The organism is Sphingomonas sp. GV3 (assembly GCF_031082075.1).
GTDB classification, from domain to species: Bacteria; Pseudomonadota; Alphaproteobacteria; order Sphingomonadales; family Sphingomonadaceae; genus Sphingomonas; species Sphingomonas beigongshangi.
Genome location: NZ_JARWLE010000001.1, coordinates 828,082 through 842,501, shown reverse-complemented (window position 1 = coordinate 842,501; position 14,420 = coordinate 828,082). Strand labels below are relative to the sequence as shown.

The 14,420-nt window shown below is 67.9% G+C and carries 13 protein-coding genes and 2 tRNA genes; 7 read left to right on the top strand and 8 right to left on the bottom strand.

Annotated elements, in window-relative coordinates:
• Positions 1-5 precede the first annotated feature (5 nt).
• From RF701_RS03845 to RF701_RS03835, 3 genes are all read right to left on the bottom strand, one after another.
• Positions 6-1,595, bottom strand: a complete 1,590-nt coding sequence (locus tag RF701_RS03845) for a long-chain fatty acid--CoA ligase (RefSeq protein WP_308814138.1) — start codon at positions 1,593-1,595, stop codon at positions 6-8.
• Positions 1,596-1,698: 103 nt separating this feature from the next.
• On the bottom strand, positions 1,699-3,525 hold the full coding sequence (locus tag RF701_RS03840) for a lytic transglycosylase domain-containing protein (RefSeq protein ID WP_308814137.1): 1,827 nt from the start codon (positions 3,523-3,525) through the stop codon (positions 1,699-1,701).
• Complete coding sequence (locus RF701_RS03835; RefSeq protein WP_308814136.1) at positions 3,522-4,277, bottom strand: uracil-DNA glycosylase; 756 nt, start codon at positions 4,275-4,277, stop codon at positions 3,522-3,524. Before RF701_RS03835 ends, RF701_RS03840 begins: the two co-directional genes overlap by 4 nt.
• Before the next feature lie 136 nt (positions 4,278-4,413).
• Here RF701_RS03835 and RF701_RS03830 point away from each other — a divergent pair, with 136 nt between their 5' ends.
• The 4 genes from RF701_RS03830 (at position 4,414) to RF701_RS03815 (ending at position 8,914) form a co-directional block, all read left to right on the top strand.
• Positions 4,414-6,069, top strand: a complete 1,656-nt coding sequence (locus RF701_RS03830; RefSeq protein ID WP_287978584.1) for an electron transfer flavoprotein-ubiquinone oxidoreductase — start codon at positions 4,414-4,416, stop codon at positions 6,067-6,069.
• A gap of 7 nt (positions 6,070-6,076) precedes the next feature.
• The gene (locus tag RF701_RS03825) at positions 6,077-7,666 is read left to right on the top strand and encodes a tetratricopeptide repeat protein (RefSeq protein WP_308814135.1); all 1,590 of its coding nucleotides are present in this window, start codon (positions 6,077-6,079) and stop codon (positions 7,664-7,666) included.
• Positions 7,663-8,487, top strand: a complete 825-nt coding sequence (locus RF701_RS03820; RefSeq protein ID WP_308814134.1) for a 4-(cytidine 5'-diphospho)-2-C-methyl-D-erythritol kinase — start codon at positions 7,663-7,665, stop codon at positions 8,485-8,487. Before RF701_RS03825 ends, RF701_RS03820 begins: the two co-directional genes overlap by 4 nt.
• A gap of 178 nt (positions 8,488-8,665) precedes the next feature.
• Complete coding sequence (locus RF701_RS03815; protein ID WP_210358545.1) at positions 8,666-8,914, top strand: hypothetical protein; 249 nt, start codon at positions 8,666-8,668, stop codon at positions 8,912-8,914.
• Positions 8,915-8,930: 16 nt separating this feature from the next.
• On the opposite strand, the gene RF701_RS03810 is transcribed toward RF701_RS03815, so the two are convergent.
• Together RF701_RS03810 and RF701_RS03805 are read right to left on the bottom strand one after the other, a co-directional pair.
• Positions 8,931-9,007: transfer RNA gene (locus RF701_RS03810), tRNA-Pro, on the bottom strand.
• A 211-nt stretch (positions 9,008-9,218) separates the two neighbouring features.
• Positions 9,219-9,362: a hypothetical protein gene (locus RF701_RS03805; protein ID WP_308814133.1), complete on the bottom strand. Its 144-nt coding sequence runs from the start codon at positions 9,360-9,362 to the stop codon at positions 9,219-9,221.
• Positions 9,363-9,695: 333 nt separating this feature from the next.
• On the opposite strand from RF701_RS03805, the gene RF701_RS03800 reads away from it, so the two are divergent.
• Complete coding sequence (locus RF701_RS03800) at positions 9,696-9,953, top strand: hypothetical protein (RefSeq protein WP_203310019.1); 258 nt, start codon at positions 9,696-9,698, stop codon at positions 9,951-9,953.
• A 129-nt stretch (positions 9,954-10,082) separates the two neighbouring features.
• On the opposite strand, the gene RF701_RS03795 is transcribed toward RF701_RS03800, so the two are convergent.
• From RF701_RS03795 to RF701_RS03785, 3 genes are all read right to left on the bottom strand, one after another.
• Positions 10,083-10,158 (bottom strand) — tRNA-Ile (locus RF701_RS03795).
• 125 nt (positions 10,159-10,283) lie between these two features.
• A complete protein-coding gene (locus RF701_RS03790) occupies positions 10,284-10,547 on the bottom strand; it encodes a hypothetical protein (protein ID WP_203310018.1) in 264 nt (87 codons plus the stop codon).
• A 198-nt stretch (positions 10,548-10,745) separates the two neighbouring features.
• Positions 10,746-12,155, bottom strand: a complete 1,410-nt coding sequence (locus RF701_RS03785) for a M28 family peptidase (RefSeq protein WP_308814132.1) — start codon at positions 12,153-12,155, stop codon at positions 10,746-10,748.
• A gap of 144 nt (positions 12,156-12,299) precedes the next feature.
• Between RF701_RS03785 and ettA the strand changes: the two genes are divergently transcribed.
• A complete protein-coding gene (gene ettA, locus RF701_RS03780) occupies positions 12,300-13,979 on the top strand; it encodes an energy-dependent translational throttle protein EttA (protein ID WP_203310016.1) in 1,680 nt (559 codons plus the stop codon).
• The gene (locus RF701_RS03775) at positions 13,979-14,407 is read left to right on the top strand and encodes a ribose-phosphate pyrophosphokinase (RefSeq protein WP_246848271.1); all 429 of its coding nucleotides are present in this window, start codon (positions 13,979-13,981) and stop codon (positions 14,405-14,407) included. The genes ettA and RF701_RS03775 overlap by 1 nt, the downstream gene beginning before the upstream one ends.
• Positions 14,408-14,420 lie beyond the last annotated feature (13 nt).

Genomic DNA, 14,420 nt, shown 5'->3' with positions numbered 1-14,420 from the left:
CCCGCTCAGGCGGCGAAGCGATAGTCGCGAAACGTCTCGCGCAACGCCGTCTTGAGCAGCTTCCCAGTGGCAGTATGGGGAAGCGAGTCGACGAAGACGACCGCGTCCGGCAGCCACCATTTGGCGACGAGCGGGCGCAGATGCGTCAACACGTCCTCCTCCGATACGGTCGCCCCCGGCTTGCGGACGACGACGAGCAACGGCCGCTCGTCCCATTTGGGATGCGGCACGCCGATCGCGGCGGCCTCCGCCACGCCGGGGCAGCCGATCGCGGCATTCTCCAGCTCGACCGAGCTGATCCATTCGCCGCCCGACTTGATGACGTCCTTGGACCGGTCGGTGATCTGCATCGATCCGTCTGGGTGCAGCACCGCGACGTCGCCCGTGTCGAACCAGCCCTCGGCGTCGACCGCGTCCGTGTCCGCACCGAAGTAGCGCTGGATCACCCAAGGGCCGCGGATGTGGAGCCGCCCCGCGCTCTTGCCGTCGCGCGGCAGGCGGTTTCCGGCATCGTCCAGGATGCTCAGCTCCACGCCATAGGGAACGGCACCCTGCCGGGTCAGCAGGTCTAACTTCTCCTCGCGCGTCCAATCGTCCCAGTCCGGCGGCGGTGCGGCGGCGGTCGCGACGGGCGACGTCTCCGTCATGCCCCACAGGTGCTTGACCTCCGCGCCCATGTCCATCAGCCGTGCGATCATCGCGCGCGGCGCGGCCGAGCCGCCGATCGTCGCCAGCTTCAGATGCTCCGGCCGCTGTCCGGTCGCATCGATATGCGCGAACATCGCCAGCCACACGGTCGGTACGCCGGCGGAGATGGTGACCTTCTCTCGGTTCATCAGGTCGCACAGCACGGCGGCGTCGTTGACAGCCGAATAGACGAGTTTCGCACCGGCGAGCGGCGCGGCGAACGACGTGCCCCAGGCGGCGGCATGGAACAGCGGCACCACCGGCAGCAGGACCGCCGCCGAGTTGAGCGTCAGCACCGCCGGGGAGGCGACGAGCAAGGCGTGCAGCACGCTCGAGCGATGCGTGAACAGAACGCCCTTCGGATTGCCCGTCGTGCCGCTGGTGTAGCAGAGCATGCAGGGATCGCGTTCGGGACCGGCGACCCAGGCGAAGTCGCCATCCTCCGCGTCGATCAGCGCGGCGAAGCTGCCGGAGCCTTCGCCGTCCATCACGACATAATGTTCGATCGTCGTCCACCGGTCGCGGAGGCGATCGACGATCGGCTGGAACGCGCGATCGTAGAGCAGCACGCGATCTTCCGCGTGATTGGCGATATAGACGAGCTGGTCGTCGAAAAGGCGCGGATTGATCGTGTGGATCACGCCGCCCATGCCGATCGCGCCATACCAGGCGGTCAGGTGATGGGCGTGGTTCATCGCCAGTGTCGCGACCCTGTCCCCGGGTCGCAGGCCAAGGCGCGTGAATGCCTGTGCCAGCCGCCGCGCATCATGCGCGATGCCCGCCCAGGTCGTCCGCGTCTCGCGTCCGTCGGCCCAATGGGTAACGATCTCGCGCGCGCTATGCTCGCGCGCCGCATGGTCGAGGATCGAAGGAACCCGAAGTTCGAAATCCTGCATGCCGCCAAGCATCGTCGCGCCTCTCCATCCGCCGAACGTCGGATCGCGTCGGCGGGGGCAACATACCCGATCGCGGAACCGCGACAAGCGCGGCGCGCGTGACGAAAGGTTGCGGTCAGTCGTGCGCGACGGTGGTCGTCGAACGCGGCGAGACGCTGCCGTTGACCGCGATCGCCGTGGCGGGTGCGCGCGTGTTGAGGCGGACCGACGACGCGCCGGGCAGACCGGGGAAGCGAGGCCAGAGACCCTGCGCCAGCGCGGACCGGCTGGTCGACGCCTTGCGACCGGCCTGCGCCTCGTACATCCAATAGTTGCGCAGCACGGTCGTCACGTAACCGCGCGTCTCCCAATAGGGGATGCTCTCGATGTAGAGCAGCGGATCGCCGCCGTCGCGGACGATGGCGTTCCACTCGCCGACCGGCTTCGGACCGGCATTGTAGGCGGCGATCACCTTGGGCAGCAGGCCGCCCGTCACGCTCGCCATGTCGCGCAGCCTTTCGAGATGCCGCTGGCCGATGTCCATATTGGTCGAGGGCTTGGACAGGGCCGCCTTGTCCACCGTCATCCCGCGCTCGCGCATATAGTCGGTCGCCGCGGCGGGCATGATCTGCATCAGGCCATAGGCGCCGGCCGGGCTGGTCACTTTGCTCCGAAAGCCGCTTTCTTCGAGCGTGTGCGCGTAGACGAGCGCCTTGTCGACGCGCCAGCCGCTGGCGGGCGTCCAGTTCGGCGTCGGGTACCGGGCCTCGGCCGTTGCGGTGACGCCCTGCGGGCAGTTGTGGGCGAGCCAAACCGTCGTCGCCGGCAGGCTCAGCGCCTCGGCGACGCGAACGAGGCTGCCGAATTCGGCTGGATCGCCGATCCGCGCCTGCTGGCGGATCACGTCGTCGGCGAGATCCGTCTCGCCGATCTCGACCAGGGCCGCCGCGACGCGCAGATTGGGGCGCCTCTCGAGCCGTGCCCAGTCCGCCGCGACGACGCCGCTGCCGGGCTTGGCCTTGTCGCGGATCAGCAGCGCCTGCCGCGACAGCTGACCATAGAAGCTTTCGGAGAATTGCGCCGCGGACTGCAGGCGCGCCTGCACCTTGTCGGGTCGACCGCAGACGATATCGGCCCGCGACGCCCAGTAGAGCGCGGCCGCGCGCAGATCGACGTCCGTCGCGCGTGCCGCGACGCCTTCGAAGCCAGCCTCCGCCGCGGCGCAATCGCCCTGGCGCCAGGCGGCGAGGGCGCCCATCCATCGGCCCTGCACGCTCCAGTCGCCCGCACCGTCGCCGGCCTGCGCGGCCATCACGCGGGCGTTGGCGTCGTCGCCGGTCAGGAAATACACCCAGGCGACCTTGGCCTGCCACTCGGTCTGCGCCTCGGGCGACAGGCCGCTCGTCGACTCCAGCAGCGCGCGCGCCTCGAGCGCCATGTCCGCCTTGACGAACGGCTGCATCTGCACGGCAAGCGTGGCCGCGATCTCGTCGGACCGCGTCGCCTTCGCCCGTACCCGGCGCGGGGCGCCATCCTGCCAGATCAGCCGCTGCGCCATCGGCAGCGGGGGCAGGTCGGTCGCCCCGCGGGCCTTCGCCAGGCGCGTCAGATCCGCCGCCTCCGGTAGCTCGGGCGCTTCGTTCAGCAGCGCGACGAGGGGCGCCATCTCGACCTTCGGCGAACCCTTGGCGGTGTACAGCTCCGCCCGGGCGATCGCATGCAGCGGGCCCGGCTTCATCGTGTCCAGCCCGATCTGCGCATCCTGCCAGCGTGCCTCGCGGATCGCCTGGAAGACGGCGCGATACCCCTCGCGCTGCGCTGCATCGAGTTGCGCGGGAACCTGTTCGACCGGGTTCGCCGCTCCAGTGGTTGCGGCCGACGAGGCCGGTGCGGAGTCAGGCGCCGCATGCGCGGCAGCCGGAATGAGCGTCGTCGCCAGTATGATCGCCAGCGTGCGGGTCATGCGGGCCAATCCCCCATCAGCAATTGCAGGTCCTTCCACGCCTCGGCCTTGGCCACCGGCTTCTCGATCAGGAAGCGCGGGTGGAAGGTCGCGACCACCTGTGTCGTGCCGCGTTTATGGTTAAACGGGTGTAAAGACCCGCGCGTGCCCGGCATTTCCGCCGATAGAATCGCACGGCTCGCCGCATTGCCGAGCAACAGCAGCCGCTTCGGCGCGACAAGGCCGATGTGATGGCGCGCGATATCCCCAAGCCGTTCCTCCACCTCGCCCGGCATGCGACCCGCGACGGGCCGGCGTGCGCATACCGCGGCGACGTGGATCGCGTCACGCGAGAGTCCGATCGCCGCGAGCATCCGGTCGAACAGCCGCCCCGCTGCGCCGGTCAGCAGGGTGCCGGCATCGCCGTCGTCCTTGTCGGGACAATCCGCCAGGACCATGATGGCCGCATCCGCCGGGCCGCTGGCCGCTACGGAAATGCCGCGCCATGACGCCTCCGGCACGTCCTGCCCCATGCGCCACGCCATGAAGGCTTCGAGCGTCTCGGGCATGGCTACGGCGGGCACGGCGACGGCGGGCGCCTGCGTTGCAGCTCCGCCTAGGGACGTTCCGAGCGGGTCGGCCGGTTCCGGCGATGGGGGCGCCAACCAGTCGCGGGGCGCGTCGTCGACAAGCATGTCGACGCCGGCGTCCTGCCACCAGGACAATGCGCTTGCCGCCGCGCCCATCCAGTCGAGATGTTGATCCGCCCCCATCGGTGCGCCTTCTCACCGTGGTTGACGTTTTCGTCAACTTGTCCGATCGCGTTTCGTGGACAAGACGTTGCCGGCCCGCGCCCGATCGCCACGCGCGGTCGTTCCGTTACGGATACCGGCATCCGGGAGTGAGATGATGTCGAACCGCGAATCGATGCCCTATGACGTGGTGATCGTCGGCGCAGGCCCCGCTGGGCTCAGCGCCGCGATCCGCTTCAAGCAGATGGCCGCCGAAAAGGGTGCGGACCTTTCGGTCTGCGTCCTCGAAAAGGGATCGGAGGTCGGCGCGCACATCCTCTCGGGTGCGGTGATCGACCCGCGCACGCTCGACGAGCTGTTGCCCGACTGGCGCGACGACGGCTGCCCGCTTGCCGAGGTGCCGGTGACGGAGAATCTGCACTGGGTCCTGTCGGCGAAGAAGAAGACCGTGCTGCCCCATCTGTGGACGCCGCCCTTCCTGCACAACAAGGGCACCTATACCGGCAGCCTGGGCAATCTGTGCCGCTGGCTGGCGGGCAAGGCGGAGGAGCTGGGCGTCGAGATCTTCCCGGGGTTCGCCGCGGCGGAGATCCTGTTCGACGAGCAGGGGCGGGTGAAGGGCGTTGCCACGGGCGACATGGGCGTCGCGCGCGACGGCACGCACAAGCCCGATTATCAGCCCGGGCTGGAGCTGCACGCCAAATACACCTTCTTCGGCGAGGGCTGCCGCGGTCATCTCAGCAAGGAGATCATCCGCACCTTCGCGCTCGACAAGGACAGCGATCCGCAGGTCTATGGCCTGGGCGTCAAGGAATTGTGGGACATCGATCCCGCGTTCCACAAGCCCGGCCGCGTCATTCACACGCAGGGCTGGCCGCTGGGCGACGACGCCAATGGCGGCGGCTGGCTCTATCATCAGGCGAACGGCCAGGTCAGCCTCGGCTTCGTTACCTGGCTCAACTATTCCAACCCCTACATCTCGCCGTTCCAGGAGATGCAGAAGTGGAAGACGCATCCGGAGATCGCCGCGATCCTGAAGGGCGGCAAGCGCGTGTCCTACGGCGCGCGCGCAATCAGCGACGGCGGCCTGCAGTCGCTACCCAAGCTCGTGTTCCCCGGCGGCGCGCTGATCGGCGACAGCGCCGGCTTCCTCAACGTCCCGCGCATCAAGGGCACGCATACCGCGATGAAGAGCGGCATGATGGCGGCCGAGGCGGCGGTCGACGCGATCCTGTCGCAGCGCGAGCATGACGAACTTGCCGCCTATCCGGAGGCGTTCGACCGGTCGTGGGTGAAGAAGGAGCTGTCGATCGTCCGCAACGTCGTGCCGCTGGTCAAGAAGTTCGGCGACTTCCTGGGCTCGGGGCTGGCCGGCGTGACCATGTGGCTCGAGCATTTCGGCATCCGCATGCCCTTCACGATGAAGCATCATCCGGACCACGAAAGCCTGTGGCGCAAGGACATGGTCAAGCCGCCCGTCTATCCCAAGCCGGACGGCGTGCTGACCTTCGATCGCCTGTCGTCGGTGTTCCTCTCGAACACCAACCACGAGGAGGACCAGCCCGTCCACCTCACGCTCAAGGACGCGCACGTTCCGATCGAGCACAACCTGCCTCTGTACGACGAGCCGGCGCAACGCTACTGCCCGGCGGGCGTTTACGAGGTTGTGGGTGTCGAGACCGGCGACCCGAAGTTCGTGATCAACGCGCAGAATTGCGTCCACTGCAAGACGTGCGACATCAAGGACCCGACCCAGAACATCAACTGGGTGGTGCCCGAGGGTGGCGGAGGCCCGAATTATCCCAATATGTAAGCGTTCGTTGATTGCGTCGGCGGCAATCCTGCTGATCGCCCGCCCGGCGCACGCCGATACCGGCGCCACTTCGCGCGGGATCGCCGACTATATGAAGGCCCGCGCCGCGGACGCGGCGGGGCAGGTGGACGCCGCCAGCGCGAGCTATGCGCGCGCGTTGATGGCATCGCCCGGCGACGCGGCAATCGCCGCGCGCGCGTATCGCGAGGCGCTGGAGGGGGGCGATCTTGCCCTTGCCGCACGCGCCGTCGGCATCCTTCAGGGATCGCCGCAGGCGCCCGGCGATCTGGCGCTGTTCCCCCTGGCGGAGGCTGCGCGTCGTGGCGATGTGGCGGCCGCGGATCGTGCCATCGCGGGGCTGGTCGACACGCCGCTCGGCGTCCTCGCCCCTGCGTTGCGCGGCTGGACCAGCTTCGTTCGGGGTGTCGATCCGGCGCCGGCGCTCGCGTCCGCCGCCGCGCTGAAGGATCCCATCGCGCAGCGGCTTGCGATGGAGACCGGCGCGTTGCTCCAGATCGCGGGCGGTGACACGGTGCGGGGCGTCGCGACCGTCCGCGCGATGCAGGCGACCGGTGCGCCCATCGATCTGCGCCTCGCTGCTGCACAACTCCTGTTCGACAAGGGGCAGCCGGAGCCCGCGCGGAGTTTCCTGACGGGTGACGACCCCGTCATTGCGGCCTTTCGAAAGGGGATCGGGGCGCGGCCGACGCTGGCGTTCGGCGTGTCGCGGCTGCTCGCGCGTGTCGCCGGGGATCTGGCCGGGCAGGGGCCTTCCGTGCTGGCGGTCGCGCTGTCGCGGACCGCACTGATCGCCGATCCTTCGAACGATCGTGCGCGCATGCTGCTCGCCAGCGCGCTGGCCGCGGAGGGAATGACCGACGGCGCGATCGCGCTGCTCGCCGCCGTTCCGGCCACCAGCCCCTTTGCGCCGTCCGCCGCCGCCGCACGGATCGATGTGCTCGCGGGGGCGAAACAGGATGCAGAAGCCTTGTCGCTCGCGGCTGACCGCGCGACGGCGAGGGACGCCACCGCCGGTGACTGGCAGCGCTATGCCGACCGCCTGCTCGCCGCGGGTCGCTACGCTGAGGGGGCTCGCTGGTACCGTCATATCATCGACGAGGGCGCCGGCGGCGAATGGGCAAGCTGGCTGCAATATGGCGGGGCGCTGGAACAGGCCGGTGACTGGCCGTCCGCGCGCGAAGCACTCCGCAAGGCCGTCGCGCTGGCGCCGGCCGAACCGCTGGCGCTCAACTATCTTGGCTATGCCATGGCCGACCACGATGACGACAGAGCGGGCGCCGTCGCCATGCTCGAACGCGCGCACAGCCTTAAGCCGCAGGACAGTTCCATCGCCGACTCGCTCGGCTGGGCCTATCATCTCGTCGGACGCGACCGTGACGCCCTGCCGCTGATCGTCGGCGCGGCGGAGGCGCAACCCGGCAATGCGGAGATCGGCGAGCATCTCGGCGATCTGTATTGGGTGCTGGGGCGGCGTTTCGAGGCACGCTATGCGTGGCGGGCCGCCGCGCTCGGAGCGGACAAAGACGTGTCGGCCCGTCTGTCGCGAAAGATCGCGGAAGGACGCGTCGCCCGATGATCGAGGAGATCGCGCCGGCGAAGATCAACCTCGCGCTGCATGTCCGCCGCCGTCGCGCGGACGGTTACCACGAGCTGGAGACGCTGTTCGCCTTCGCCCGCGACGGAGACACGATCACCGTCGTCGAAGCCGAAACGGATGATGTCGCGATCACGGGACCTTTCGGTCACGGTCTGTCGGCCTCGTCCGACAATCTCGTCACACGCGCGCGGGACGCGTTCCGCGCGACCTTCGGCGGCGGTGCCGTGGCGATCACGCTCGACAAGCATCTGCCGATCGCGTCCGGTATCGGCGGCGGCTCCGCCGATGCCGCAGCGACGCTGAGGGCGCTCGCCCGTATCAATGGCGTCGCGGTCGACGATCCACGCCTGTTCGCAATCGCCGCCGCGCTCGGCGCGGACGTCCCCGCCTGTCTCGACGGACGAACCACCCTGGGCACGGGCAAGGGGGAGGCGTTGACCGCGGTCGAGGGCTTGTCGGGTCGGCCGCTGCTGCTGGTCAATCCGGGTGTGGCGGTATCGACCTCGGTGGTGTTCGGCCGCTGGGACGGCATAGACCGCGGCCCCCTTGTGTTGGGCACCGACCTGATGGCGACGGCCCGGGCGGGACGCAACGACCTGGAACCCCCCGCGATCGCGCTCGCGCCCGTCATTGCCGACGTTCGCGCGTTGCTCGACGCGGCGCCGGGGGCGACACTGTCCCGGATGTCGGGATCGGGTGCGACCTGCTTCGCATTGTTCGAGGACGAGGCCGGGCGCGACGAGGCTGCTGACGCGGCGCGCGCGCACGGCTGGTGGACGCTGGCCACCGTGCTGCGCTGATCCGGCGCGCGTGCGTAAGGGCCTGTCCCCATGCCCGGCCTGCGGCGGCGCCGTCCCGATCGGGGACTGCCAGCAGCTTTCGGCATATCATTGTCATTGCTACCGTTTCTGTACGGTTGCATGATCAGCGCACGCTCTGTCGGATGGCTCGTGAACTCCCTCCCGACAGAGCGCCCCAATGGGTGACGCGATGTATTGGCAGCACCTCGATCTGACGGACTGGATCGTTATCGGCGCAGTCGCAGCCGCACCGATCGGCGCAATCGCACTCTATCGCCACGACCTGCGCATAAGGAGCCGCCGCTATGCCGCCTGGCATCGCGCCGCTTTCCATGAGGGGGGATTGATCCGTGTCCTCATCAGCCGCTGGCCACGCGGAACGGCGCGCCTCACCGACCAGCGGGCATCGCATCACGCTGACGAATAAGCGGGGGGATTGCGGATGGTCGGGGAGACAGGATTCGAACCTGCGACATCCTGCTCCCAAAGCAGGCGCGCTACCGGACTGCGCCACTCCCCGACCGAGCGACTGCGCCTAGGGACAGATGTGCCGCGAGGCAAGCCTTTGATGACTGCGCCCGCCGACCGCTGAATGTCTCTCTGCAGTCGACCATGGCTTAAAACATGCAGCGGACGACGTTAAACGCGGCAGACGATGTGCAGCCGGCGTCACGCACCGGTTCGTGATGGTCCTCGGAGCCGTTATCGCACCCCGTTTTGCTCATGCAGGGTCAGCGCTTCGAACCATAGCTGTCCGGTTGGCGGTAATAGGCGGCCCACGCCTGGCGCCGGCGGCGCTTTTCCGACCCCGCCATCCTGATCGATCCGACGAGCAGGACGAGCAGCAATGGAAGGACGATGATAAGCGGGTCCATGTTCCCCTCCTGGAAGATCGCAAACAAACCGTTAACGCGGTCGCCGGTTCCAATTCATCGCGCTTACCGGTTGGAAAGCCAAGACATACATGGGGCGGGCTAGTGCATGCAAGCGCATCGGTGCCAGGAAGCGGCACGATGACCGGGCGGGCAGTGGCCGTGGAAGGAAGGGAGAGGCACGTCGTCTGGCCGCGGCATGCGGATGCCCGGACACGTATCGGTAATGGCTTGCACCGCAATGCCTAAGCGCCTGTCCGTGGCATCTGGTCGCAACCGGAAAAGATGGTTAATTGAATCCGAATCGGCGGTTCTGCCGCCTGCCGGAGGGGTTTGATGCTGATCGAGATGGCTGGCGCATTGGCTGGCTGGCGCCGCAATCGGACCCGCGGCGGTACGGTGCTGACCCTTCAGATCGCGGATTCGGCGGAAGGTTTCCGGCAGGGAAGCTATACCAAGCTGCACCTCGCGCTGAACGACCGGCAGTTGCGGTCGCTGGCGAGGGATCTGTATCGCGCGACGGACGAGAAGGGCATCACCTTGTTCGCACCCCGTCGCTGGTGGAAACCCTGGTCGCGCAAATTGCCCGATTGATCCGCGACGTCGCGACGAATGCCGGGGAGGCTGCGGCACCCGGTCGTCAGTAAGGCCGTCCGCGCGTTGATCGCGGCAGGCCGCGAGCTGTGCTCCCCCGCGACCCTTTGTCGTCGTGCAAGGCGATAGTGGTGGGCCCGGCAGGACTCGAACCCGCAACCTAGCCGTTATGAGCGGCCAGCTCTAACCATTGAGCTACAGGCCCCACCCTCGTTCCCGCCTAGCGCAGGACCGGAAAAAGAAAAAGGGCGCTTCCCGCATCGGGAAACGCCCTTTTCGAACGTGCAACATGATGCACCGGCGCGTCGGGCGGACCCGACGCGGGCGCGATTACATGTTGTCGGCCTTGGCGTCGGCGGCGTCGCGGACGTTGTCGGCAGCAGCGTTCATGTTGTCGGCCGCGTTCTCGAGCGTCGCAGCAGCCGCGGCGTTCGAGGTGTTGTCGGCCATGGCGTCCATGTTGTCCGCCTGCATTTCCATGTTGTCGGCCAGCATGTCACCGTTGTTCTCGACGGCGGCAGCTTCCGGCGACTTCGAGCACGCAGCGACGGACATCAGGCCGGCGGCAGCGAGAACGAAAGCGATCTTCTTCATTCGATTGCTCCCAAGCAAAGCAAAGGTTCGCGGCCGACCCGATTGCCGACGCGAGACAGCCCAAATACCGCACGACTCCCCCCGGTCAATGCCGAAATTCATCCGCCAGCAACCAATGCGGCCGATTTGAGGCAAATCGTTACGCTCGGAGATCGGCTGAACCGGCATCGGTGAGGGCAATCGCGTTCGCCGGACGGCTCAGCGGCGCGGCGTCACCGCGCCGATTTCCTCGGGCGCGTTGGCGACGATGGCGAGCATCGTCGTCCAGGCGGCGACATTCTGGCGCAGCTGTTCGGGATCGATCCGATCCAGGACGTCGTCCGGCGTGTGGTGCGTGTCGAAATAGCGCGTGCCATCCTGGTTCAGGTCGATCGCCGCAACGCCCAGCGCCAGGGTCGGGCCGACGTCGGTGCCGTCGCCCCCGACACCCGCGCCGCGCCCGATGCCCAGCGGCGCGAGCGCAGATTGCAACCGGTCGGCGACGGGCTTCGCGCTGTCCGGCAGGTTGACCTCGAACCGCCATACGCGGTCCGCGCCGAAATCGCTTTCGCCGGCGGTGGCATGGCGCTCGCTGCCATGGACGCGTGCATAGTCCTTGCCGCCGAAGCCGCCCGGTTCCTCCGCCCCGAACCAGACGACACGGATCGTACGGCGCGGGCGCGGACCATCGAGCAGCCGCTTGGCCGCCGCGGTCGTGATCGCGACGCCGCTGGCGTCGTCGATCGCGCCGGTACCGAGATCCCAGCTGTCCAGGTGACCGCCGACGAGCACGATTCCCGCCTTCGGATCGGTGCCCGGCACCTCCGCGACGACGTTGCCCGACGTACCGGTGCCGGCGAAGCGGGGCGTGAGCACGAGCTTCATCGTGATGGGCTTGCCGCGCTCCGCCATCCGCTCGATCAATTCCGCGTCCGGCACCGACAGCGCGGCGGCGGGGATCGGGGTCACCCCGTCGGGCCAGTTGGTGCCGCCCGTGTGCGGGTTGCGGTGATGATCGGTCCCGATCGAGCGTATCACCGTCGCCATAGCGCCCTTGCGTGCCGCCAGAGCCGGTCCAACGAAGCGCGCGACGCCATAGGTGCCGTAGCTCGACCCGTCCTGCGCAGGCTGCATCGCATTGCCGACATAGGCGATCTTGCCCGCGAGGCTGCCGTCCGGGGCGTTGGCGAGATCGCCATAGGTCTTGAACACGACCACCGGGGCGGTGATGCCGCCCGCGGGCGTCGCGCCCGAATTGCCCAGCGCAACGAGCTTCAGCTGCTGCGGAAAGGGGGCGACGATCTGCGCGCTTTCCTCGCCGCGCAGCCAGACCGGCATCTGGTAGGTCTCGACATGGACGTTGCGGAAGCCGAGCGCCTTGAGCTTCGCCACCGCCCAGCTTCGCGCGCGCGCCTCCGCCTCGGTCGCGGCGAGCCGCTGGCCGACCTCGGTGGTCAGGCCCTCGACGATGTCCCAGGCGACGTCGTCCTTGAGCGCGGCATCGCGCAGCGCCGCGACCTTCGGGTCGACCTTCGCCGGGAGGGGCGGGGCGGCGCGCTGCGCGCCGACTGCGGCGGGCATCGCGGTGGAGGCGACCAGCGCCAACAGGGCAAGGGCGGAACGCGTCATCAATTTCCCCTTTGGATCGTGCATGTTGCCGCGGTTTGGCGGTTGCCGGCCGGGTGCACAAGCCGGGCATTTGCGCAGAGGATCGCCGGTCGCTACATGCACGTGCAAATCCTCCCAGCTTTCTCGATCAGGAGCCGTCGGCACATGGCCGTCCAGTATACCTACGTCATGAAGGGTCTGACGAAGACCTTCCCGGGCGCGAACAAGCCCGTGCTCAACAACATCCACCTTCAGTTCCTGCCGAGCGCGAAGATCGCGATCATCGGGCCCAACGGGTCGGGCAAGTCGACGCTGATGAAGATCATGGGCGGCATCGACCAGGACTTCCAGGGCGAGGCCTGGGCCGCGGAGGGCGTGCGCGTCGGCTATCTGCCGCAGGAGCCGCAACTCGATCCCGACAAGACGGTGATCGAGAACGTGCGGCTCGGCGCCGGTCCGATCGTCGACAAGATCAACCGCTTCAACGCCATCTCCGCCGAAATGGGCGACCCGAAGGACGACACCGACTTCGACGCCCTGATGACGGAGATGGGCGACCTGCAGGCGGAGATCGATGCCGCCGATGGGTGGAGCCTAGATTCGCAGCTCGAGCAGGCGATGGAAGCGCTACGCTGCCCACCGTCCGACTCGCCGGTGACCAATCTTTCGGGTGGCGAGAAGCGTCGCGTTGCGCTGTGCCGCCTGCTTCTCGAAAAGCCGGACATTCTGCTGCTCGACGAGCCGACCAACCACCTCGACGCGGAGAGCGTCGCCTGGCTGGAGAATTTCCTCAAGGAATATACCGGCAACGTCATTCTCGTCACCCACGACCGCTACTTCCTCGACAATGTCGTGAACTGGGTGCTCGAGCTGGATCGCGGCCGCTACTACACGTACGAGAGCAACTATTCGGGCTATCTCGAGAAAAAGGCGAAGCGCCTCGAACAGGAGGAGCGCGAGGAGCAGGGCCGCCAGAAGGCGATCGCCGACGAGCTGGCCTGGATGCGACAGACGCCGAAGGCCCGCCAGACCAAGTCCAAGGCGCGTATCCGTGCGTTCGACGAACTGATGGCGGCGCAGGAGAATCGCGCGGTCGGCAAGGCGCAGATTCTCATCCAGATCCCCGAGCGGCTCGGCGGCAAGGTGATCGAGGCCAAGGGGCTGACCAAGGCCTATGGCGACAAGCTGCTGTTCGAGAACCTCGACTTCAACCTGCCGCCGGGCGGGATCGTCGGGGTGATCGGGCCGAACGGCGCGGGCAAGTCGACGCTGTTCCGGCTGATCACCGGCCAGGACCAGCCGGATTCCGGCTCGATCGAGGTCGGCTCGACCGTGCGCCTCGGCTATGTCGACCAGAGCCGCGACGACCTCGATCCCAACAAGAACGTCTGGGAAGAAATCTCGGACGGGCTCGACGTCTTCCGCTTCGGCAAGCAGGAACTGGGCACGCGTGCCTATGTCGGCGCGTTCAACTTCAAGGGCCAGGACCAGCAGAAGAAGGTCGGCCAGCTCTCCGGCGGTGAGCGCAACCGCGTCCACATGGCCAAGATGCTGAAGGAGGGCGGCAACGTCCTGCTGCTCGACGAGCCGACCAACGACCTCGACGTCGAGACGCTGCGTGCGCTCGAAGAGGCGCTGGAGACGTTCGCGGGCTGCGCGGTGGTGATCAGCCACGATCGCTTCTTCCTCGATCGCCTCTGCACCCACATCCTGGCGTTCGAAGGCGACAGCCACGTCGAATGGTTCGAGGGCAATTACGAATCGTACGAGGAGGACAAGCGTCGCCGCATGGGCGATGCGGCCGACCGTCCGACGCGGCTTGCTTACAAGAAGCTGACGCGCTGATGGGGACGAGCCGGCCGCACGGGGATGACCTGGGCAGCTGGCTCGCCGCCAACGGCTTCGAGCCGGCGGAAGGACCGGGCACGATCGCCGACGCGGCGCTCGTCCGGACCCTTCTCGTCGCTGCCGCGCGCGATGGGCGGTCGTTGAGTTACAGCGAACTGCTTCGCGCGCTCGGTCATCGCTTCACGCGCCCCAAGATGCGCGCCTTGTGCAAGACGCTCGATGCGATCGATACGGCCGGCGCGCAGGACGGCGAGCCGGGGCTGGCCGTGCTCGTGGTCCGCGAAAGCGACCGACTGCCGGGGCAAGGCTGGTGGGTCGGATCGGCCGCGCGCGGCTATGCGGGATCCTGGGACGGCCCCGACGCCGTCGCCCATATCGAGGAGCGGCAGCGCGCCGCCTTCGCCTTCTGGCGGCGGCGCGGTTAGAGCCTGACCCAGG